Below are 21935 nucleotides of genomic sequence, written 5' to 3'. Positions count from 1 at the left end.
GTAAGAAGTAAACCAGTAATGAACGATGCACCTCTAACAAGCACCTGCCCCTTCTGCACCAGCAAACTTGCTGAACGCGCAATGACGTGTCCTAGTTGCGACGCGCCATTAGAGAAGACCCCCAAGGCCGATGCTAAATGGTTAACGCACAAAGGTATCGAGTATGTTTGGTATACCCAACAAGCAGAGCTCTATGCTACAGAAAGAGCGTTAGATCCTAAGAGACTTATTGTTGAGATCCAGTCAGGTGCCCGACAAGGCTACTGTGAAAATGGAACCTGGTTTGTGCGTTATGAGTTAGCCACTAAACGTCGTGGTCGAAATATTCCCATGATCGCAGCTTCTGTTGCTACCATTGCTACCCTGCTGGTTGGCGGTGTTTATACTAAAGGCTATACAGCAACAGCTCACAACAGCGAAAGGGATCGCGCTATGCTGTTGTGTAAAGCAGACGTTGAAGGCCATGCAGAGCCCGGCGAAATAACCTATATCGACGCGCAGACCTCACAGCCCAGTGATAGACTTTGGCAGGTAACTTATCAATTGGAGTTCAACACCCGCACAGAGCGCGGTGTTAAGAAAGTGGCTACCTGCGTATTAACTGACGGTCAGCTATCCAACGTGGAACTGGTCACACTGAAGTAGGCGCAGGCTCAACTAAAAGCGATACTGCGCCGACGTAATAAACTGCTCAAAAGTTTCACACCAAACCACCACCGTATTGTATCTATGAACGTCCACATCTGCCGGCACCGGCAGCATGAAATCGTTAAAGCTTTCAACATCCCCGAGATGCTTTGCCATCGGCTTTAGCGCTAAAAAATCAGCTTCAGTTTCAACAAACTCGGAAACCAAATAGAGCTGATAATCAGGCCCGGGGGCAAGCTCACCATCTAGGCTTACATAGTCACCACTGATATGCACTTTGCCCTCGCCCCAGTGCAAAAAATCACTGTCTAATCTCTCTCGATCGAACTCAGCCTGATAGTCAGCATCAAGTGCATGCTGTTGTAATAAGCTCTCCGACGGCCCTGGCTTTGCTGTTAACACCGGTAGTAAATAGATCCCTAGAACCACACCGCAAACAAGCAGTGTGCAATGCGACAATATCAATAATATCGATTTCACCCGTTTCCCTTACAAATAACGACAGTTAACTAATAAGAACCTGCGCAACGGAGAAAACTTTCAACGTACGTAGCAGCTTCTAATATGTATGCAAAAATATCATCTGCTTTGAATTTAAGACGCTAGAACGGCTTAAGTCACGATTTCATCCAGCTTATCGTCACTCAATACTTGAAAATAGCAGTGAAAACGTCAAGAGTATGAGGCACTGGTCGGCGTTAGCAACTTAACTTGCACGCCAAAAAGATATTGCCCATTTAAAGAGTGAAGACAGCATGGATGTTCGCATAGTCACAGATGGTGAAGCACTGGAAGAAGCAGCTGTGGTACTTTGCCACCTGCGCACCCAATTTACCTTTGCATCACTGCTCCGGCAGGTCAAAAAACAGGTCAAGGAAGGTTACCAACTGGCCTGTGTCTATGACGGTGATAAGATCGTTGCTGTCGGCGGCTTTGTCATCGGTTTAAAATTGGCTTGGGGGAAGTTCATCTACGTCGATGATGTCATTGCACTACCTGAAGAACGCTCCAAAGGCGCTGGAAAGGTGTTGCTTGATTGGTTAAAAAAATACGCGAAACAACAGGGCTGCGACCAGCTTCATTTAGACTCCGGGGTGCAGCGCTTTGACGCCCACCGTTTTTATCACCGAGAAGGCCTAAATATTGCGAGCCACCATCTATCTAACACCAATATCCAAGATGGCTGACCAACAAGCGAAGTGAGATCAACAAAGTAGAACGCCTCGCACAGAGCTCTACTTTGACATGAAGTCAGCTAGTATGCTTTGCGCGGAGCGCGAAGTTTTGCGGTATCTTGCATTAACATATTGTAGAGTCCACGGGTTTTACGATTCATCTTCACTGCTAAGTTATTCGCTTTGCGATTTTTATCTTTGCATAGGACATAGTCCTTCGCTTCCTGACTGTTTGTCCAACCCGTCTCATCAGGTTTCTTACACGTCTCCTTTATCGCCTTTAGTCCTGAAGAGTTGAGTTCGTGAGCTGCAATAATTGTCTCACTGACTAAAGCATAATCTTCCTTAACAATTTTTTGATATATAGCAATTCTGCAAGCTGCTCCCTTTACGCTATCAACGGTACCACTGTAGCGTTTACCCTTACTTGAGTGCTTTCGGTAAGTAGACATGGCGTAACGATGAGATTTCCAACCAGAAATAAGACCACTCATTGCATTCAGTAAATTAATAGCCTCATCTTCATTGTACTCAACGTTCTTATCGCCGCACGTGCAGGCTACATCGTTACAGCGGACCGACGAACGTAACATTTCTGGTCGTTTAAACCAGCTACCATGCAGCCCATCAACACCTTCTGTTTTATCTAGAACCTCCTGAATCCCCTGTTTACAAGGCATTTGTTGAAACACCATTTTGCCATCGATATCACATTTAAATATCTCAGCACTTACCGGTAAAGACACTCCTCCAGTCAAGGCCATAAGCACTGCTAGACAAGTTACGACAGCTCTATTCATCCGTTTATCCATCACTAATCTGTTTGATTCTACTTTTAAGTAAGCCTTAACTATCGTTGCTTAATTCTAGGCCGTTCCAACGTCGCCAGATTTCGCTTTAATTCACGGTAGTGTTCTTCGTTGAGCTCTTTTTGGAACTCGTTATCACGGCGTGCGACCTCATTTTCCATCATGCACATCTGATAACTACGCGATTCGTTTTCATAACGATGTTCTTCAAATATCCCATCGTTAGGAGCATTTTCCCAGTCGATTGGGGCTGGCTCGACACACTCTTTATCCCCCTTATTGATCCGAGCCTGTATGTTCTCGCGCTCGTTATAGATCTTAGTGCTCACTTCGCCAAAGTAGGTCTTTAAAGTGTGTTGAGCATACTTAATTTCGCAGCCATTGAGCTTCAGCTCTCGTGTTAATTCTTCAGGTGCCTTGCCTCGAGCCTTCATCTCGCCAGTGTATTGACTCAATAAGTAATCATCTTCAGCCCAAGCGCTTTGCAGTATGTCCATCGCTTGGTTGAGCCTATTTATTTTTGAATAACTTCCAACAGGGTAACGATGACGCTCTTTATCGCAGCTGCAACCTTTCTCGTTACACCTTAACTCCAAGGAAAATTTGGGGCGCGTAAACCAAGACCCATGCATGCCATGTACTGGCTTTTCCTGCATCAGTGTCTTTTGTTCTCCTTTAACGCAAGGCGTTGACTGAAAGATAGTTTTGCCATCAATAGAGCATTGATAAACTGTCGCTGAGGCTAGTGTTGGAGTGGATATAACAAAAGAAAAAAGTAGGGTTTTTAACAAATAACTACAACTGAATTTCATACAACACTTCCGTGTAATCGGCTCCTCATGTTAACCAGAGGTTAACTCATACCGTTATACTAACGAAACCAAAGCATATATTTCAAATTACTTATTGAGTCATAGCTTTTTTCGAATAAAACAAGTGATGGATATCTGGCTAGTGACAATCATTCACCCGCTCAAGTTCAGCCCATTCAGTAACATCGTCGTTGCCGGAAAATTCCATGGGCATAGGCATGCCCCTGCAGTACAATTGCTCTGAGGATAAGACCGATATCCCGCAGACAATATACCCAAACTCAAATACAAGGTAACGCTCGTCAATACAACTTCAAAATTGAGCTCCCCTCCTAACAGTTAATGTCTAGAAAGATACTCAGATAACAACAGGTCCAGTGGTTGCGGCTGGGCAAGATAAAACCCTTGCAGATAATCAACACCGATCGATTCAACCAATTCACAAATCGCCTGGTTGCGAACAAATTCCGCCGTCGTTTGAATACCTAATGACTGACACAAATTGTTGAGATGCTCCACCATCAACCGCTGTTGTGGATTGGTATCCATGTCGCTAACCAATGAGCCATCGAACTTAACCACTTCTGGACTGAGCTTAAGGATCTCATTCATATTGGAATAGCCGGAACCAAAGTCGTCAATAATTAACCTAGCCCCAGCTTCGCGCAATGGCTGCAAGCGCTCTGCAAAGGCGGCATAGTCAACTATCTGCTCCGTTTCCAGGATCTCTAAGCCTATATGCTGCGGTGTCTGCGCCGCTCGAATATGCTGCAGCAAACACTCATAGGTGGTGTGATTAAAAAAGTCCTGTGGAGCAAGATTGATACTATAACGTACAGCCTGGCCATCCAGCATTTCTATGCTTTGGCGGATCACTTCTCGACTCAGCTGGCTGTAGAGTTCACTGTGACTGACCGCAGGTAAAAACTGCGCCGGTGAAATGTATTCATTACCAAGACGAATGCGCACCAGGCATTCGATTGAAGCCAGTCGACGCTCTCCTGAAGCCAAAATAGGATGGCCAAAAACAACCACTCTATTCTCTGACAAAGCAGATTTAACCGTGGCCATAGCCGCGATAGCATCGACAGGATCAATCGTCGAGTGCTCATGGGGCTGAAAAAGCGAAACCAACTTATTATTCGCTAGCGCTTCTCGCCGAGCCTGTTTCGCCCTATGCACCATACGATTAAGCTTGATATCTGATACCGGCATCTTGCCACCAGGCTGCGCCACGACACCCGCTTTCAACACAAAGTTAAGTGGTGTATCTAATTGCAATGAAGAAACCGGATACTCAATCACGTCGATATCCCGAAGCATCTTCTCCAATTGCCTTAACAGGTTTACTTCGCTGACATCGGTGCATACAGCTAACAACCACTCACTACCACTGAGCTGAAAAAGCTCGGCAGCAGACGGCCACACTTGCTCTGTATGTGCTGCCAACTGCGCCGCCAGCCAAATGACAGCTTGGTCACCTTGCTTATCACCAACCCCATGGTTGATCCAACCCAAGTTACACAGCTTAATCACTGCCATGCCTGATAGCCGTTGATATTGCTGTAAACGGGTTACCAATTGACCGCGGTTCGGTAGTTTCGTCAGCGGGTGTTGTTGAGCTGAAGCCAGTAAGGCACTGGTTTTCTGAGCAACCTCATCTTCTAAAGATTCGTTTAGTTGCTCTAAATCGGTAAACGCTTGATTAATTAGAGTAAAGACTGGGCTAAGCGTACGATCGACGCGCTCATTTTTTACAAAGGTGTCTGGAGACGGTGCCACGACATCCCCCTTTTCAGAAAGGGAAAGATAGGTCACGCTATGATGCGCAATACGCTGGCTAGGCACAGCGGCAAACTCACCGAAACAGTAGCCTCCAACGCTGGGAGCAAGCTCCTCAAAAACTGCCAGCTCCTCCTCAATACAACCGTCATCATTGAATATTCGCGAAGCGCAGTTATAGAGAAATACCGCCTCTGGTGCTTCCGTCTGGATCTCATGCAGTTTTTGCCGAATACGGCTTTGCGAAAGCTTAGGATGAAAATAACTAAACTGAACCTGAACGCCCTCAGGTATTGCTTCTGTCATCTCCATGCTGCCATCATCGAAAGCCTTAATAGCAGCAGTGTAGAACTCTTGGTTTCCTTGGCGAAACAGTAACGGAAAATCCTGACACACCTCGAACTGACACTGGCCATTGATACTAAAATAGCGAGCGTAAGCGTCAGCGATCGTCTCACCATCCACTTCATACAGACGATGTCCCTCTGCTCGAGTCACCACCATTCGTCGCCCTACCGGCATCCATTCCAGAAAAGCTGATTGCCATACTTTCAAGCGATGGGAACGTAACGCAACAGCGCCAATGATCCCAGGAGCACAATGCTCATCAACCATTACCCATGGGCCTTTGGCCTCAGCGGAGTGATCAACGATCCCGCCCACGATGGGCACATCGTTATTAAGCTTTCCAACCTGACCAAATAGTTGCTGACAGGACGCGTCAATGCCGTGGGCAAAACAGATAAACGCTCGGTTGTCAGCGGCATCCAACTGCGAGAAAAGTGCGCGACCATCCTGTTCACAGGTTTCAGGGATTACTGTATGCCAGCTTGTTTCTATGTGACTCTGTTGCAGATGAGCCAAAGAAACAATGATGGGCGTTTCAACATGACGGCCGCCAATCAATCCATTATTGAGGCTCATGCCAATAACAGCACTGTTAGGAAAACGCAGCTTTAACTGCTTCGCTAACGCTTTCGCTTCCTCTAACGTTAGCGCAGCAAAAACTTGGATAAGAAAACAGCCGGTCTGCTCATCGCCCCCTGCTGGATGCCAGTCGGGTAGGCTATCCAGCAGCTGTGGTAACGATTGAAATTGACGATTCTCAACATACATCGGCAGACTGTTATCCCAGAATAAAGCTATCGACTTCGGTCATAGACCATATTCCCCAAGCTTAAACCCCCATATCGACGATGAGAGCGTGCACGACGCCCTAAATGAGCTGTTACGGATGATAAACTTTCACATTAACAAAACCTTGCTCATGCAGATAGAGCGCCTGCAGTTTGCTCATCACGCCCTTGGCACAATACAGATGATAGGTTTTTGATTGGTCAAGATCACCAAACTGTGTAGCCAACTTATAAAAAGGCATCACGCTCACTTCCACACCTTTGACTTCTAATGGTGCTTCTTCCTCTTCATCCGGTGCGCGAATATCCAGTATCACAGCATGACTATCTAACTCACCGGCAAGCTCAACCTCGGCAACCTCTTCAGAAGCAGCACGACCTATATCGCGAATATCTTCAACTTTAGCGGCCGCCAGCACCTGTTCAATCAGATCCGGAGACAACTTAGCTTCTTCAGCTTCCACCTTACTCAGTACAGCTTTCACTGTCGGGCTTTTAGATATCACGCCGCAGTATTCCGGCATGGTGATAGATATCTGCTCAGTGCCTATTTTACGCGCAATATCAATAATGGTTTGCTTGTCAAAAGCAGTCAGAGGCCGAACAATGAGGTGATCGGTACAGCCATCAATGACACGCAGGTTGGTCAGTGTCTGGCTGGATACTTGTCCCAACGCTTCACCTGTGACCAACGCCTGGATCCGCATTTTTCCCGCTACCTGGCTGGCCGCACGCATCATTAAGCGCTTTAAAATAACGCCCATCATGCCATCAGCCACCCGCTCTAGCAGTTCGCCAACCACAGGTTCAAATGGGATACTAACGAACTTCACGCGATGGGAAGAGCCGAACTTGTCCCACAAGTAATAAGCCATCTGCTTCACACCAATCTCATGGGCTGCGCCCCCCAGATTGAAGAAACAATAATGAACCCGGCTACCTCGGTTAATCATCATATAGCTGGAAACTGCCGAATCGAATCCACCAGAGATCAGGGACAAAAGATCTTCTTGCGTGGCAATGGGGTATCCCCCCATACCAGGGTGCGTGGCCTTAACGATAAACAGCTTGTCCTTATCCAGCTCCATACGCACTGTGACATCGGGATTTTTTAGTTTCACCCCTGCGGTCTCATTGTGCTGGTTAAGACCTCCGCCTACGTAGCGTTCAACATCTAACGAGCTGAAATCATGTTCACCAATACGGCGCACACGCACACAGAAAGTCTGTCCCGCCAGCAGTGGCCCCCAGATCGGCTGCACCTGCTCGTAGATATTGTGAATATCGGTAAATTTCGATTCTTGCACTTCAAGAAAGTGCGCAATACCGGGAGTGCATTTCAGCGCTTCGATAAGTTGTTCGGCCTGCTCAGGCGTCGCGCCATCACATTTAACCTCGAGCTTGTCCCATTCCATTCGCACCCGCGTATCTTCGTAAATACGCTTCAACACGTTACGAATATTGGACTGTAAGATCTTCGAAAAACGCAGACGAACAGAACGACTTTTGATGGTGATTTCAGGGAACAACTTAACGATAAAACGCATGGATAAGACAAGCCTGTGTTAACGGCGATTAAGTGCGCGGAGTATAGCGCAAGGGGGATATGATTGGCGAGCCGGAGGGCTCGCCAATCATGGAGAAGATAATCGCCTTCAACGATAAAACAGGCGCTATTCAGCCACGCCTATTTCATCCGACTGCATACTCTTACCTTGCATGATGGAGATCTCAACACGGCGATTGCGACGTCGGCTATCCACTGTTTTATTGGGTTCCAAAGGTTGCGTATCCGCTCGCCCTTCCACCGCCAAACGATGTTCATCGAAACCTGAAACTTTCACCATCTCATGAGCTACCGCCACCGCACGCTGGGCACTCAAATCCCAGTTCGAACGGTACAACTCGGAACTGATACGCTGGTTATCAGTATGACCTGACACAGTGATCACCCCTGGCACCTCGTTCAGTAACTTGGCAATATTCTGAATAATAGGCTTAAACTGCGGCTGCAAAAAAGCCGAACCAGAGGGGAAAGAGCCTTTTTCACGCACACGGATGGTGATCTGTTGACCTAACGCTTCAAGCTCCAACGCACCATCTTCAATCTGCTCTTCCAGCTGCTCAGCCAACCGTTTCATTAACTCTTCAAGCTGCTCTTGGTTAGCCGCTTCAGCTTCTGACGGCGTTGCTGGAGTGGCATCGGTAGAGGTCGAGTCTGCCGCACCACCACGGGCATCGCCCCGTTGCTTCAAGCGCCCCCCCGCAGAGTCTTCATCACCCGCCTGAAACTCCAGGGTCTGCTGGGTAACTTCGACAGTTTGCTGTTGGATATTCTCAATCGGTGTAGGATCAGGGCGGCCGGGACGAAACTCCTGAGCAATGACACTGGTGCCTTTGGGGATATCTTTCACTTCAATCTGATTCTGTACACCGAAGGCATACTTCATAGAACCAGCGATCTGCTTAAACTTCATCACATCCATTTCTGAAAATGCCAGCAACAGCACGAAAAAGCACATCAGCAATGACATCAAGTCCGCAAAAGTCCCCATGTAGGCAGGTAGCCCAGGGGGGGGACATTTGTGGTCTTCATCGACTTCAGCCATGGTTCAACTCGCCTATTCGCCGGTGGTATCAACCTGGCGCTTACTTTCGGCCAGATAATTTTTCAGCAATGCTTCGATCACCCGAGGGTTCTGACCATCCTGAATACCCAGAATAGAATCCAGAATTAACTTGCGATTAAGCTTCTCCTCTTCTGCGCGCAGGTTCAATTTAGCCGTAATAGGGATCGCCACCATGTTTGCCAGAATGGCACCATACAATGTTGTCAGCAACGCTACCGCCATCGCCGGGCCAATCGATTTGGGATCATCCATGTTCGACAACATAGCCACCAAGCCGATCAGGGTACCAATCATCCCCATGGCAGGAGCCACATCCCCTAGCGCTTTAAAGAAGCTGGCACCAAACTCGTGACGACTTGCCGTCATCTGAATATCTTTTTGCAAGGTGTCGCGAACCACTTCGGCATCATGGCCGTCGACCAGCATGTCCACGCCTTTCTGCATAAAGGAGTTACCAATCTCAGCCTCCTCCAATGCTAGGAAGCCGCCCTTACGCGCAGCGTCAGCCATCTCGACCGCTTTCTCAATCAAGTCTTCTGGGCGCTCAAGTTTGAACATAAAAGCTTTTGCCGTGATCTTTAGCGCAGCGAAAAACTGGCCAATAGAAAACTGCATCATCACCACAAACATTGAACCAATCAGTACGATCAGCACCGATGGCACATCGAAAAACATAGTGAGGTCGCCACCCAGTATCATTGCCATGACGACGAAACCGAATGCGCCAACCAGGCCTATTAGCGTTGCCAGATCCACTCAATACTCCTGTTTGTTCTAAGTTGCGTATACAGCACCAAAGTCATCAACGATTTGGTATTACGCATATTGCTCGCTATCATAGCTTTGCCGTTGCGCCATCGCAAAGCGCAACTCGACAAAAATGAGCTCCAGCAAGCATCTGTTTTGACCCACATTTTCATTATCGTCGGATAATCTGTAAGCGTTAGCTGTTTTATTCGAAATGCCTGCGTCAGATCACTCGATTACTGCGATACTCAAATCATAGCAACTCTATAATGATTAACGTCACTTGAATGTTTGTTAACAAATTGACCCTTTTCCAGCACTGGGGTACCTTTGCCGCGACACTTTGACAGGAGCCGGTATGGCAGCAAAAAAACCGGAAAATATGACCTTTGAAGCGACCCTCGACGAACTCGAGAGTATCGTGACAACCTTAGAGCAGGGCGATCTTCCTCTGGAAGACGCGCTACGCCAGTTTGAACGCGGTGTTGGCCTGTCACGGGCAGGGCAACAAAAATTGCAGCAAGCTGAGCAACAAGTAAAAGTGTTGTTGCAAGAGCAAGGTGAAGAACAGCTGATCGATATGTCTCAGGATGAACAGCGGTCGTGACTATCAAACAACAATTGATAAGTCGGCAAGCAACTGTTGACCAAGTGATCCAGCAACAGCTGGCGGCATTACCCCAAGATGCGCCCCGATTAAGGGATGCGATGCACCATGCAGCACTGCTTGGCGGCAAGCGTATAAGGCCGTTTTTGGTGTATGAAACAGGCCGTATGCTGGGTGCGACAGATCAACAATTAACACCAGCGGCAGCAGCGATTGAGTATGTCCACGCATACTCACTAACCCACGATGATCTGCCAGCGATGGACAACGATGCATTGCGCCGTGGCCAGCCCACCTGTCACGTCGCCTTTGATGAGGCAACCGCTATCCTAGCTGGTGATGCGCTGCAGACCTTAGCTTTTGAAGTACTCAGCCAGGCTGACCAGCTAAGCGCTGAATGCCGAATCGCCTTAATCCAGCAGTTATCACGAGCCAGTGGTTATCTGGGCATGTGTGGGGGGCAGGCGATGGACATTGCCGCCACCGACCAGCAGATAAGCTTACCGCAACTGAAAGCGATCCATAGTGCCAAGACTGGCGCCTTGATCAGAGCAGCTGTTCGTATGGGAGCAATTATTGGCAACGCATCAGCTGAAGTAACAGGCAAGTTAGACAACTATGCCAAGGCCATTGGTCTCGCTTTTCAGGTTCAGGACGATATCCTTGATGTCACTAGTGACACCAAGACCCTAGGTAAACCTCAGGGCTCCGATAGCGAATTAAACAAAAGTACCTATCCTGTACTGTTAGGGCTTGAAGGGGCACAGCAGCATGCTTCAAGCTTACTCGACGAAGCACTACACGCTTTGCAGGGATTACCGTACAATTCAGACAATCTGGCCGAGTTTGCACGCTTCGTTGTGCAACGGTCTCGCTAATAGAACGAATAAGAACAATAAGATGAGTGTGGATATAAACGACTATCCGTTGCTGGCCAAGGCGCCACTACCGCCTAACCTAAGAGAACTTCCCCAAGATCAGTTGCCGCAGCTTTGCGACGAACTGCGTCGTTTTTTACTTGCTTCTGTTAGTCAAAGTGCTGGACACCTGGCTTCTGGGTTGGGGACGGTGGAACTCACCGTCGCCCTGCATTATGTCTATAACACTCCCTTTGACCGTCTCCTTTGGGATGTGGGTCATCAGGCCTATCCTCACAAAATTCTCACTGGTCGTCGCGATCAGATGGAAACCATCAAGAAGAAGGACGGATTGCACCCCTTCCCTTGGCGTGAGGAAAGCGAATACGACACTTTGGGTGTCGGTCATTCATCTACTTCAATCAGTGCCGCGCTGGCAATGGCGGTAGCGGCTGAACGAGAGCAACAAGGGCGTAAAGTTGTCGCGGTGATCGGGGATGGCGCGGTAACCGCAGGCATGGCGTTCGAAGCGATGAACCATGCAGGCGATATTGATCCCAACATGTTGGTTATTCTGAATGACAACGAGATGTCGATTTCAGAAAACGTTGGCGCACTAAACAACCATTTAGCCCGCGTACTGTCAGGTAGTCTTTATACCAGTATTCGCGAAGGCGGTAAGAAAGTCCTGTCCGGCCTTCCCCCCATTAAAGAGTTAGCGCGTCGCACTGAAGAGCACCTCAAAGGTATGGTCGTACCCGGCACATTTTTTGAAGAGCTCGGTTTTAACTATATTGGCCCCATTGATGGCCACGATGTCGATGCTTTGGTAGAAACCCTGCATAACATGCGTCAGCTAAATGGTCCGCAGTTACTGCACGTAATGACCAAGAAGGGTAAAGGGTACGCTCCAGCTGAAAATGACCCTATCGGTTATCACGCGGTGCCGAAATTTAATCCAGATGAGGCGCAGCTGCCCAAATCAACACCAAGTCACCCTACCTATTCAAAAGTTTTCGGTGATTGGCTGTGTGATATGGCAAAACAGGACGACAAACTCCTGGCTATCACTCCTGCCATGCGCGAAGGTTCAGGTATGGTGCGTTTCAGTCAGGAACACCCCGATAAGTATTTTGATGTCGCTATCGCCGAGCAACATGCTGTCACCCTCGCTGCGGGTTTCGCCTGCGAAGAATATAAGCCTGTGGTCGCTATCTATTCTACGTTTCTGCAACGGGGTTACGACCAACTGATCCACGATGTGGCGATCCAGGACTTGCCAGTACTGTTTGCCATCGATCGTGCCGGTGTTGTTGGCTCCGATGGCCCAACGCACCAGGGCGCTTATGACATTAGCTTTATGCGCTGCATCCCCAACATGGTGATCATGGTACCAGCCGATGAAAATGAGTGCCGCCAGATGCTCTATACCGGCCATCAGTTGCAACAACCTGCTGCAGTGCGCTACCCACGGGGTCAAGGACCAGGAGTTGCGCTGGAAGAGGATATGGTGGCCCTACCTGTAGGCCAGTCCCGCACCATAAGAACGAGCCAGGCTACAGAAAACAAAGTCGCTATTCTTAGTTTTGGTACCTTACTTGAACGTTGTAAAGCAGTAGCTGACGCGCTGGATGCCACGCTAGTTGATATGCGCTTCGTGAAGCCACTGGATACCGCGGTGATCGATCAGGTATGCGTGGATCATACAACGCTGGTAACCATTGAAGACAATGTGGTGATGGGCGGTGCAGGCTCTGCAGTCAATGAATACCTGATGGCGACTAAGCAGTGCAAGCCGGTACTAAACCTCGGTCTGCCGGACGAAATTATAAGGCATGGTGGCCAAGAAGAGATCCTTGCTGATTTAGGCTTAGATAGTGCCGGTATTGAAGCCAGCATCCGGGATTATTGGCAACGCTAACGTCATTACCATTCATAAAAAAACCGCAGCTAGTCTGCGGTTTTTTTATGACCGAATAAACAACAATTAAAAAACTTCTCACCCAAGCACAGCATTTAGACTTCCCTCAATAGCGAACAATGCTATACATTAAGGATGTCACGTAGGAGATGTGTATGGAAGTAATAGACCGCCCCACGCCAGAATCGGCTATTGAAAAGCGGATAGAAGACGCCATTACGGATGCCTGTGAAAAGAATTCACACCTCACGGCAGCGATGATAGAACGTTTCGCCCAAGCCCGTGATATCCCCGAGCTTAGAGAAGCACTGCGCTCTCTCGAACAGGAAATACACGAAGCCTATGCTGCAGCACTGGAGTCTTTCTCGGCAAAGTAACGTGCCAAATCAAGCTGTCGGCAACAGATAAAAAAATAGAGGCGCTTTCGCCTCTATTTTTTTATCTGTTGCCGTTCCCATACATGGGTATATCAATACCAGTAATAGAGAGCCAAATGCATCACCGCAAGACCAAATAGCCCCGCGATCACATCATCAATCATGATGCCAAAGCCGCCATCGACCTGCTTATCTAGCCAACGAATAGGCCAAGGTTTAAGAATATCGAAAAAGCGAAAAGCAACAAAAGCAGCCAATATCCATGGCCATTCAACCGGCACCCAGAACAAGGTGATCAACATACCCACCACCTCGTCCCACACGATCCCACCGTGATCATGTACGCCCATATCCTCACTGGTCTTGCCACAGATCCAGATACCAACAACCGCCATGACCATTGTGGCTAAAAGATAAACCCAATCAGGGAACTGCAACAACACAAAGTAAAAAGGAAACGCAGCTAAAGTGCCCCAAGTACCCGGCGCTTTTTTGGCTAAACCCAACCCAAAGCCACAGGCAAGAACATGCACAGGATCTTTAAGATTAAAGCGTCCTTCAGGCTGTTGCTCAGTCATGAGTAGCATCCCGGAACGGATCCCAGCCCTGCCAAAGCTCAGACATAGGTTCACCGCCGCGTGTCACTATCACTTCGCCCCGTCCAGGTTTAAAACGACCAATACAAGCAAAGGGTACCGCAAAGTGCTTCAAAGCAGTTTCGACCGAGCCCCGATTCTCTTCTGGCACCGCAAACAGCAGCTCATAATCATCCCCCCCCGCTAATTGATAACGCAGGCGATCTGACTCAGGCACACTTTGCGCAAGGGCATCCGAGATAGGTAACTGCTCGGAAACCACCTCCACATCACAATAGGACGCTTTGGTAATATGCAGCAGATCCTGCAACAAGCCATCAGAGATATCGACTGCCGCAGAAGCTAAACCTTTCAACGCCTGTCCTGCCGCAACCCTTGGCGTGGGGTAAAGCAGTCTTTTTTGGAGCTTTTCCCTGATCTGACAAGATTCAGTTATCTCGCCACGAGGCATTTGTAATAGTTCTAAACCGCGACAAGCATCGCCAGGTGTCCCGGTCACATAAAGCCAATCGCCAGGATTGGCTCCGCTGCGTCTTAATGCCTTATCCGCCTTCACTAAACCGTGGGCTGTGATCGTAATAGACAAGGGGCCACGGGTCGTATCACCGCCAATCAGGCTAACCCCATAGTATTCACAAGTGTCAGCTAAAGAGGCCGCAAACGCTTCAATCCAATCATGGCGTTTATCAGGCAATGTTATAGCAAGGGAGATCCAAGCAGGCTCAGCCCCCATCGCCGCCAAATCACTTAGATTTACGGCAACGGCTTTATGACCTAAAGCATGGGGAGAAACATCAGGTAAAAAGTGCACACCTTCAACCAGGGTATCTGTGGTGACAACTAGTGCGCGCGACTCCGGTAGGGAGATCATCGCGGCATCATCACCAATCCCAAGCAGCACATCCTTGCGCTGTGCGCCCCGCCCCGTAAAGTGGCGAGCAATCAATTCAAACTCATTCATCGGTGTACACTGTTACCCAGGACGATTCAGGCTATTACCCAACTTATCCAAAACACCATTGATAAACTTATGGCTATCATCACTAGCAAAGGATTTTGCCAATTCAATACCTTCATTTATCACGACGCGGTAAGGCACATCGTTTCTATGCATCAGTTCGTAAGCACCCAAACGCAGGATCGCTTTATCGATCTGATCAACTTCGGCAAATGGGCGACTGACAAAATCTGCCAACTTGGCATCAAGCTCACTCAAACGCGAAGCGACACCGCTGAGCAGATCACGAAAGTAATCAAAATCCACAACGGCAGGATCGTTGTCAGTAACGTATTGCAGTTCGATATCCGCAATACTGTCGTTAGTCATTTGCCATTGATAGATGGCCTGCAGCGCAATGCGCCTTGCCTTACGGCGTGCAATAGGTTTCACAGTAACTCCAATTAAAGCGCAGACATCACGTTAACCATTTCCAAGGCCGACATAGCAGCTTCGCCACCCTTATTACCAGCTTTGGTTCCAGCGCGTTCAATCGCTTGCTCGATAGTATCTGTAGTCAACACACCAAAGGCCACTGGAACAGATGCTTCCAGAGACACTTGTGCCAGACCTTTGTTGCACTCACCGGCAACATAATCAAAATGCGGTGTACCACCACGGATCACGGCACCCAAAGCGATAATGGCGTCATATTCACCTTTCGCCGCAACTTTTTTTGCCGCCAGTGGCAGTTCATATGCGCCAGGTACGCGAACAACCGTAATGTTGTCGTCTGCGACCTGTCCAACACGCTTCAACGTGTCAACAGCACCTTCCAACAGGCTTTCGACAATAAAGCTGTTGAAGCGGGAGATAACAATGGCAATTTTTGCGTTGGGAGCAGCAATAGCGCCTTCGATAACTTTCATGGATCTTCCTTTTACAAATAGGTGACCCGGCTGACCGCCAGAAAAACCGCGTAATAATAGCACAGTGACCGGTCAGGTCGGGAGTTTACTCAGATAGATATTCAACCACTTCTAAACCAAACCCAGCCAAAGCATGATATTTCTTCGGCGAACTCAGCAGACGCATCTTATGAACGCCAACATCCGCAAGGATCTGGCTACCAATACCGACACGACGAGAAGTCCCCTGCCACTTAGCGGCCGCAGGTTGCTCCCCTTTATCTTCTTTTTCAAATGTTTTCAGATGCGCGAGCAGCTCTTCATTGTTTTCTTCGCGTCCTAACAACACCATCACGCCACCCTCATCAGAGATGCGGGTTAACGCCTTTTCCAACGGCCAACTGCGCGTCGATGCACGATCGCTGAACAAAATATCGTTCATAAAACTTTGCAGATGAACCCGAACAAGGGTTGGCTGATCCGGTGTCACTTCGCCTTTAAGCAACGCGAAATGCAGCTGACCATCAATAATGTCGCGATAAGTGATCAGCTCAAATTCACCAAAGGCGGTCGGCAGGTGGCACTGCGCCACACGCTCAATGGTCGTTTCATTTAGGTTACGATACTCAATCAAATCAGCGATGGTGCCAATTTTGATGCCATGCTTTGCTGCGAGTATTTCCAGCTCTGGACGTCTCGCCATGGTGCCATCTTCATTGAGGATCTCAACGATAGCCGCTGACGGGTCAAAACCGGCCAAACGCGCTAAGTCACAGCTCGCTTCGGTGTGTCCGGCACGGGTCAATACCCCACCCTCTTCAGCGATCAGCGGGAAGATATGACCTGGCTGCACCAAGTCTTTGGCTTCAGCATCAGGCGCAACAGCAGCCAAAATGGTTTTCGCTCGGTCTGCCGCGGAAATGCCTGTCGTTACACCTACGGCCGCTTCAACAGACACAGTAAACGCTGTCGAATATTGCGCATTATTGTTATCCACCATTAATGGCAGATTCAGCTTCATGCAACGCTCTCGATTCATTGGCAAACAGATCAGACCGCGGCCATGGGTGGCCATAAAATTAACCGCTTCAGGGGTTACCTTTTCAGCAGCCATGACGAAATCACCCTCGTTCTCTCGGTCTTCGTCATCCATCAAGATCACCATCTTGCCCTGGCGAATATCTTCAATCAGCTCTTCAATGCTGTTTAATGCCATTTTCTGCCTGCCTTTATCATTCTATTTTTAGCCATAGGAGCTGGCTTATTGTCGAGCGTGTCATTGTCGGGCCTGACAATATGAAATCACTCTTATCTAGTGGTGTTATCAGCTGCTTATTTCAAGAAGCCGGTACGACCCAACAGAGCCATCACATCACTTTGTGGCTGGGCTTCACTGACCGCAGCCTTATCCCCTAACATCAGCCGCTCGATATAACGAGCGATCTGATCAACTTCCAAATTCACCTTAATACCGGTTTGAAACCCTTTCATGGTGGTCTCATCTGCGGTATGGGGCACTATGGTCAACTTAAAGCGTGCACCGTCAACGGCGTTCACCGTCAAACTAATCCCATCAATACAGATAGAGCCTTTCTCGGTAATGTAACGAGCCAGATGTTCCGGAGCTTGTAGCCAAAATTCAATTGCACGCCCTGTCGATTCGCGGCTAACAACCTCAGCTAAAGCATCAACGTGCCCACTGACCAGATGCCCGCCCAAACGGGTCGTTGGCGTGACCGCCTTTTCCAGGTTCACCCGCGCACCGCGGCTGGCACTGGCAAAGTTTGACCGCTTCAAGGTTTCAGTAGACAAGTCAGCACAGAAGCTGTCGCTAGAAAGCGCCACCACGGTCAAACAGACGCCGTTGCTGGCGATGCTGTCACCCAGCTTAACGTCGCTCAAATCTAATTTACCGGTAGCGATCTCCAGAGTCACATCTTGCCCCTTCGGCTCAATACGACGGATCTCACCAACCGCTTCAATAATTCCTGTGAACATAAATTCTCATGTCTATCGCTGTGAGCAGAACGACTTAATCATCGAGCTTAGGTTTAAACGTAGCAACAATCCGGAGATCGTCTCCAACCTGCCGGATATCTTGCCAGTCTAACTCTGGCAGTTGCGCCATGTCGTCAAACTCGGTCAAGTTAAATAGTCCTTGAGCACTGTTTCCCATTAATTTGGGCGCCAGATACAAAATAAGCTCATCAACCAGACCGGCATTCAGCAGCGCTCCGGCAAGTCTTCCTCCGGCTTCAACCCAAACCTCATTGATCTCTTTACTGGCAAGTTGGCGCATTAAATTACGCAGATCCAACTTACCTTCCAATTCGGGGATGGCCAGCATAGTCACGTTTTCTTGCCACGGAGCTTCCACATCGGCAGCTTTTCTGGCGATCCAGAGTTCGCCGGGCAGCTGGAACATCTTTAGCGCGGGCGAGATCTGTTTACGACCATCAACCACCACACGCACCGGTTGTCTGACGGGCAAAGGATAATCTTGAATTAACTGTTCCGGCCTCACATTCAACGCCGGATCATCGGCCAGCGCAGTGCCGCTACCGGTGACAATAGCGCAACTCCGTGCGCGCCAATGCTGCACATCCGCACGAGCAGCTGCACCGGTGATCCACTGGCTCTTGCCATTACTCAGCGCTGTTCGCCCATCCAGACTGGCTGCCATTTTTAGGCGTACCAGAGGCATACCAGACTGCATTCGTTTAATAAAACCGGGGTTTAAGCCCTCGGCTTGCGCTTCCATAAGTCCATAACGCACACGAATGCCTGAGGCTTCCAACAAGCCAATACCCTGGCCTGACACTAGCGGGTTAGGATCAACCATAGCAACAACCACTTCTGTAACCCCTGCATGCACTAAGGCTTCAGCACAGGGACCAGTGCGGCCATGATGAGAGCAGGGTTCTAAAGTGACGTAGCAGGTCGCGCCGTTGGCCTGCTCTCCCGCTTCAGCCAGGGCATTCACCTCGGCGTGCCCTTCTCCCGCGCGCCGATGATAGCCTTCACCCACAATCTGCCCAGCGTTGACAATGACACACCCCACCCGAGGGTTCGGAGAGGTGGTATATAGTGCCCGCTCAGCTAAATGAATAGCGCGCTGCATGAATCTGTGGTCGTCTGGAGAAAATCGCGCCATAGGATGCTCTGCTTGGTTCGCTCAGGTTAGTGGTTTTGCGAATTATTGCCCAACTTGGCAATCACATCTTCAAACTCACCGATGGTTTCGAACGACAGGTAAACGGAGGCAAAACGAATATAAGCCACTTTGTCCAGCTTCTTCAACGCTTCCATCACCAGCTCTCCGACCATCTTACTGCCCACTTCACGCTCACCAGTGGCGCGTAAACTGGACTTAATATCAGCCACAGTCTGTTCCAACTGATCAACACCGACAGGACGTTTCTCCACAGCGCGAAGTAACCCGCTGCGTAGTTTATCTTCATTAAAAGGTTCACGGCTGCCATCGCGCTTAATTAGACGCGGCATTACCAGCTCTGCGGTTTCAAAGGTGGTGTAACGTTCATGGCACTTAGTACATTCACGGCGGCGACGCACCTGACTGCCATCAGCCACTAAACGTGAATCGATCACCTTGGTATCTGGCGCAAAACAAAACGGGCAATGCATAAGCTCTCCTTGGGTAAGCGCTCACCATAACGAACTCTCGGATAAAAACAAAAAAACTGGCCGTCCTATTAGAGACGGCCAGTTATCAGCGCGTGAGTTCCGCCTTTATCTTAAGCGTAAACTGGCAGACGCTTGCAGATCTCTTCCACTTTACCGCGTACTTCAGCGATAACAGCTTCATTTTCAATGTTATCAAGTACGTCACAGATCCAGCCAGCTAACTCTGTCGCATCAGCTTCGCTGAAGCCACGACGGGTAATTGCTGGTGTACCGATACGCAGACCAGAGGTCACGAAAGGTGAACGCGGATCATTAGGTACGGAGTTCTTGTTCACTGTGATGTGCGCGTTACCTAAAGCAGCATCGGCATCTTTACCAGTGATATCTTTGTCGATCAAATCAACCAGGAACAGGTGATTATCAGTACCGCCGGAAACGATCTTGTAACCGCGATCGATAAAGCCTTTCGCCATCGCTTTTGCGTTAGCGACTACCTGCTTCTGGTACTCTGCAAACTCTGGCTGCAACGCTTCTTTGAAAGCAACCGCTTTAGCTGCAATCACGTGGCATAAAGGACCGCCCTGACCACCAGGGAATACAGCGCTATTCAGTTTCTTGTAGATAGCTTCGTCATTGCATGCAGATAAGATCAAACCGCCACGAGGACCGGCAAGGGTCTTATGAGTGGTGGTAGTCACTACGTGGGCGTGGGGTAATGGATTCGGATAGATACCCGCCGCCACTAAACCAGCAACGTGTGCCATATCAACAAACAGGTAGGCACCCACTTCGTCGGCAATTTCACGGAACTTAGCCCAGTCTAGGATCCCTGAATAAGCAGAGAAACCAGCGATAATCATCTTCGGCTTATGCTCCAAGGCCAGCTTGCGTACCTCTTCGTACTCGAGCTTGCCATCATCATTGATACCGTACTGAACCGCGTTGTAGATCTTACCAGAAAAGCTGACATGAGAACCGTGAGTCAGGTGACCACCATGGGCCAGGCTCATACCCAACACAGTGTCACCAGGCTCAATCATCGCTTGGAATACTGCAGAGTTGGCCTGAGAACCAGCATGGGGCTGTACATTGGCATAGGTTGCGCCAAACAACTCACATGCACGGTCGATCGCCAACTGCTCGGCGACATCAACGTATTCACAACCACCGTAATAACGCTTAAAAGGATAGCCTTCTGCGTATTTATTGGTCAGCTGAGAGCCTTGTGCTTCAAGTACACGAGGGCTGCAGTAGTTTTCTGACGCAATCAGTTCGATGTGGTCTTCCTGACGAGACACTTCGTTGGTCATCGCCTGCCACAATTCAGGATCGAAATCGGCAATATTCATATCACGCTTCAGCATGGTTTCTCCCGGCGGGTGCCAAAAATGGGCTAAGAGGGTGTTTCAAGGCGGCGTATTTTACCCTGAGTAATGCCGTATGCCTAGTTTTTGTCTCTTCTTTGACCTTAAACAAGGCGTTATACGAGAACAACTCGCGCTGCGATCAGCAAAAATACAACCCCTGTGACCCTGTCTATCCAATGACTATAACGTTTTAACCAAGGCAAAATGCCTTGATGGGAAAGTAACAGTGAAACCAAGGTATACCAGCACCCGTCCACGAGAGTCACGGTCGACACCAGCATTAAAATAGTCAGCCAATTCATATCTGCGGCGATGAACTGGCTAAAGAGTGCGGTAAAAAACAGGGCGATTTTGGGATTCAAAAAAACGATAGCAAACGCTTCGCTCGCCGAATGCAGATAAGGGGTATGCACTTTGTCTTCGCTATCAACCACGAAAGAACTAGGCCCAGAACGCAGTGCTTTCGATGCGAGCCAAACCAGATAGCCAGCACCGAGATAACTGATCCAGAGAAACAGTTGTGGAAACTGTGTCATCAGCAATCCCAAACCGAGAATCGCCGCCAAGGCATAAGCACCAATACCGATGGCATGACACCAACTCGCCAGCAAAGCATGTCCGCGGCTACGTTGAATACAATTGCGCATGATCACCGCCAAGCTCGGGCCTGGGGTCATCGCACCCAATAGACAGACAGCAAATACGGAGAACCAAGCGGTCAACGTCATACGGCAAACATCATCTATGCATCAAAAAAGGGAGAGTAACCATAATGATCCCCCAGCAAAGATCAATCAATAGAGCTAAAAGGGAGTTGATAAGCAAGCTAACTCAGCGTAAGCCCTGTATGACAAGGCATGCGAGCTCACATCGTTGATATGGCGCACTATATGCTTGCAGTAAACAATGACTCGCGACCAACTCAGATAGTGACCACGATTGCTTACCCAAGGAGCCTATTATGTTTACTGCACTCATTGC

General features: G+C 49.0%; 23 protein-coding genes. 6 read left to right on the top strand and 17 right to left on the bottom strand.

Annotated features, from left to right (window positions below; all coding sequences use genetic code 11):
• Window positions 1–18 precede the first annotated feature (18 nt).
• Window positions 19–645, top strand: a complete 627-nt coding sequence (locus EZV61_RS11410) for a hypothetical protein (RefSeq protein WP_114339474.1) — start codon at window positions 19–21, stop codon at window positions 643–645.
• A gap of 12 nt (window positions 646–657) precedes the next feature.
• On the opposite strand, the gene EZV61_RS11405 is transcribed toward EZV61_RS11410, so the two are convergent.
• On the bottom strand, window positions 658–1128 hold the full coding sequence (locus EZV61_RS11405) for a DM13 domain-containing protein (RefSeq protein ID WP_130567223.1): 471 nt from the start codon (window positions 1126–1128) through the stop codon (window positions 658–660).
• 275 nt (window positions 1129–1403) lie between these two features.
• On the opposite strand from EZV61_RS11405, the gene EZV61_RS11400 reads away from it, so the two are divergent.
• On the top strand, window positions 1404–1835 hold the full coding sequence (locus tag EZV61_RS11400) for a GNAT family N-acetyltransferase (protein ID WP_114339571.1): 432 nt from the start codon (window positions 1404–1406) through the stop codon (window positions 1833–1835).
• Between the two features lie 68 nt (window positions 1836–1903).
• Here EZV61_RS11400 and EZV61_RS11395 read toward each other — a convergent pair whose 3' ends face one another.
• From EZV61_RS11395 to pomA, 6 genes are all read right to left on the bottom strand, one after another.
• The gene (locus EZV61_RS11395) at window positions 1904–2635 is read right to left on the bottom strand and encodes a hypothetical protein (RefSeq protein WP_131415707.1); all 732 of its coding nucleotides are present in this window, start codon (window positions 2633–2635) and stop codon (window positions 1904–1906) included.
• Between the two features lie 38 nt (window positions 2636–2673).
• On the bottom strand, window positions 2674–3288 hold the full coding sequence (locus EZV61_RS11390; RefSeq protein WP_131415705.1) for a hypothetical protein: 615 nt from the start codon (window positions 3286–3288) through the stop codon (window positions 2674–2676).
• 495 nt (window positions 3289–3783) lie between these two features.
• On the bottom strand, window positions 3784–6342 hold the full coding sequence (locus tag EZV61_RS11385; protein ID WP_131415703.1) for a bifunctional diguanylate cyclase/phosphodiesterase: 2559 nt from the start codon (window positions 6340–6342) through the stop codon (window positions 3784–3786).
• Window positions 6343–6454: 112 nt separating this feature from the next.
• Entirely contained in the window at window positions 6455–7909 is a 1455-nt protein-coding gene (thiI, locus tag EZV61_RS11380) for a tRNA uracil 4-sulfurtransferase ThiI (protein ID WP_131415700.1), read from the bottom strand.
• A gap of 126 nt (window positions 7910–8035) precedes the next feature.
• Window positions 8036–8971 carry a flagellar motor protein MotB gene (locus tag EZV61_RS11375; protein ID WP_114339470.1) on the bottom strand — a complete coding sequence of 312 codons (936 nt, stop codon included), beginning with the start codon at window positions 8969–8971 and terminating at the stop codon, window positions 8036–8038.
• Between the two features lie 12 nt (window positions 8972–8983).
• Window positions 8984–9748: a flagellar motor protein PomA gene (pomA, locus tag EZV61_RS11370; protein WP_114339469.1), complete on the bottom strand. Its 765-nt coding sequence runs from the start codon at window positions 9746–9748 to the stop codon at window positions 8984–8986.
• A 349-nt stretch (window positions 9749–10097) separates the two neighbouring features.
• Here pomA and xseB point away from each other — a divergent pair, with 349 nt between their 5' ends.
• The 4 genes from xseB to EZV61_RS11350 all read left to right on the top strand — a co-directional run bounded on the left by xseB (window position 10098) and on the right by EZV61_RS11350 (window position 13501).
• Entirely contained in the window at window positions 10098–10346 is a 249-nt protein-coding gene (gene xseB, locus EZV61_RS11365) for an exodeoxyribonuclease VII small subunit (protein WP_114339468.1), read from the top strand.
• Window positions 10347–10348: 2 nt separating this feature from the next.
• Window positions 10349–11224, top strand: coding sequence for a (2E,6E)-farnesyl diphosphate synthase (gene ispA / locus EZV61_RS11360; RefSeq protein ID WP_131415924.1), 876 nt, complete (start codon window positions 10349–10351; stop codon window positions 11222–11224).
• 22 nt (window positions 11225–11246) lie between these two features.
• A complete protein-coding gene (gene dxs, locus EZV61_RS11355) occupies window positions 11247–13124 on the top strand; it encodes a 1-deoxy-D-xylulose-5-phosphate synthase (protein WP_131415698.1) in 1878 nt (625 codons plus the stop codon).
• Window positions 13125–13279: 155 nt separating this feature from the next.
• Window positions 13280–13501 (top strand): hypothetical protein, encoded by a 222-nt coding sequence (locus EZV61_RS11350; protein WP_114339465.1) that lies wholly within the window; start codon window positions 13280–13282, stop codon window positions 13499–13501.
• Between the two features lie 92 nt (window positions 13502–13593).
• Here EZV61_RS11350 and EZV61_RS11345 read toward each other — a convergent pair whose 3' ends face one another.
• The 10 genes from EZV61_RS11345 to EZV61_RS11300 all read right to left on the bottom strand — a co-directional run bounded on the left by EZV61_RS11345 (window position 13594) and on the right by EZV61_RS11300 (window position 21682).
• Complete coding sequence (locus tag EZV61_RS11345; protein ID WP_131415696.1) at window positions 13594–14088, bottom strand: phosphatidylglycerophosphatase A family protein; 495 nt, start codon at window positions 14086–14088, stop codon at window positions 13594–13596.
• Window positions 14072–15058 (bottom strand): thiamine-phosphate kinase, encoded by a 987-nt coding sequence (thiL, locus tag EZV61_RS11340; protein ID WP_131415694.1) that lies wholly within the window; start codon window positions 15056–15058, stop codon window positions 14072–14074. The genes EZV61_RS11345 and thiL overlap by 17 nt, the downstream gene beginning before the upstream one ends.
• Before the next feature lie 12 nt (window positions 15059–15070).
• Window positions 15071–15487, bottom strand: a complete 417-nt coding sequence (gene nusB, locus EZV61_RS11335; protein WP_114339459.1) for a transcription antitermination factor NusB — start codon at window positions 15485–15487, stop codon at window positions 15071–15073.
• A gap of 11 nt (window positions 15488–15498) precedes the next feature.
• On the bottom strand, window positions 15499–15963 hold the full coding sequence (ribH, locus tag EZV61_RS11330) for a 6,7-dimethyl-8-ribityllumazine synthase (protein WP_114339457.1): 465 nt from the start codon (window positions 15961–15963) through the stop codon (window positions 15499–15501).
• 85 nt (window positions 15964–16048) lie between these two features.
• Window positions 16049–17158, bottom strand: a complete 1110-nt coding sequence (gene ribBA, locus EZV61_RS11325) for a bifunctional 3,4-dihydroxy-2-butanone-4-phosphate synthase/GTP cyclohydrolase II (protein ID WP_114339455.1) — start codon at window positions 17156–17158, stop codon at window positions 16049–16051.
• Between the two features lie 116 nt (window positions 17159–17274).
• On the bottom strand, window positions 17275–17940 hold the full coding sequence (locus EZV61_RS11320) for a riboflavin synthase (RefSeq protein WP_131415692.1): 666 nt from the start codon (window positions 17938–17940) through the stop codon (window positions 17275–17277).
• Window positions 17941–17974: 34 nt separating this feature from the next.
• The gene (gene ribD / locus EZV61_RS11315) at window positions 17975–19096 is read right to left on the bottom strand and encodes a bifunctional diaminohydroxyphosphoribosylaminopyrimidine deaminase/5-amino-6-(5-phosphoribosylamino)uracil reductase RibD (RefSeq protein WP_131415690.1); all 1122 of its coding nucleotides are present in this window, start codon (window positions 19094–19096) and stop codon (window positions 17975–17977) included.
• Between the two features lie 26 nt (window positions 19097–19122).
• A complete protein-coding gene (gene nrdR / locus EZV61_RS11310) occupies window positions 19123–19587 on the bottom strand; it encodes a transcriptional regulator NrdR (protein ID WP_114339450.1) in 465 nt (154 codons plus the stop codon).
• 110 nt (window positions 19588–19697) lie between these two features.
• Entirely contained in the window at window positions 19698–20951 is a 1254-nt protein-coding gene (gene glyA, locus EZV61_RS11305) for a serine hydroxymethyltransferase (protein WP_130567212.1), read from the bottom strand.
• Between the two features lie 116 nt (window positions 20952–21067).
• Window positions 21068–21682, bottom strand: coding sequence for a LysE family translocator (locus EZV61_RS11300; RefSeq protein WP_131415688.1), 615 nt, complete (start codon window positions 21680–21682; stop codon window positions 21068–21070).
• Window positions 21683–21935: the final 253 nt, after the last annotated feature.

The organism is Corallincola luteus (assembly GCF_004336975.1).
Taxonomy (GTDB): Bacteria; Pseudomonadota; Gammaproteobacteria; order Enterobacterales; family Neiellaceae; genus Corallincola; species Corallincola holothuriorum.
This window is presented reverse-complemented; position numbering and strand designations above follow the sequence as displayed.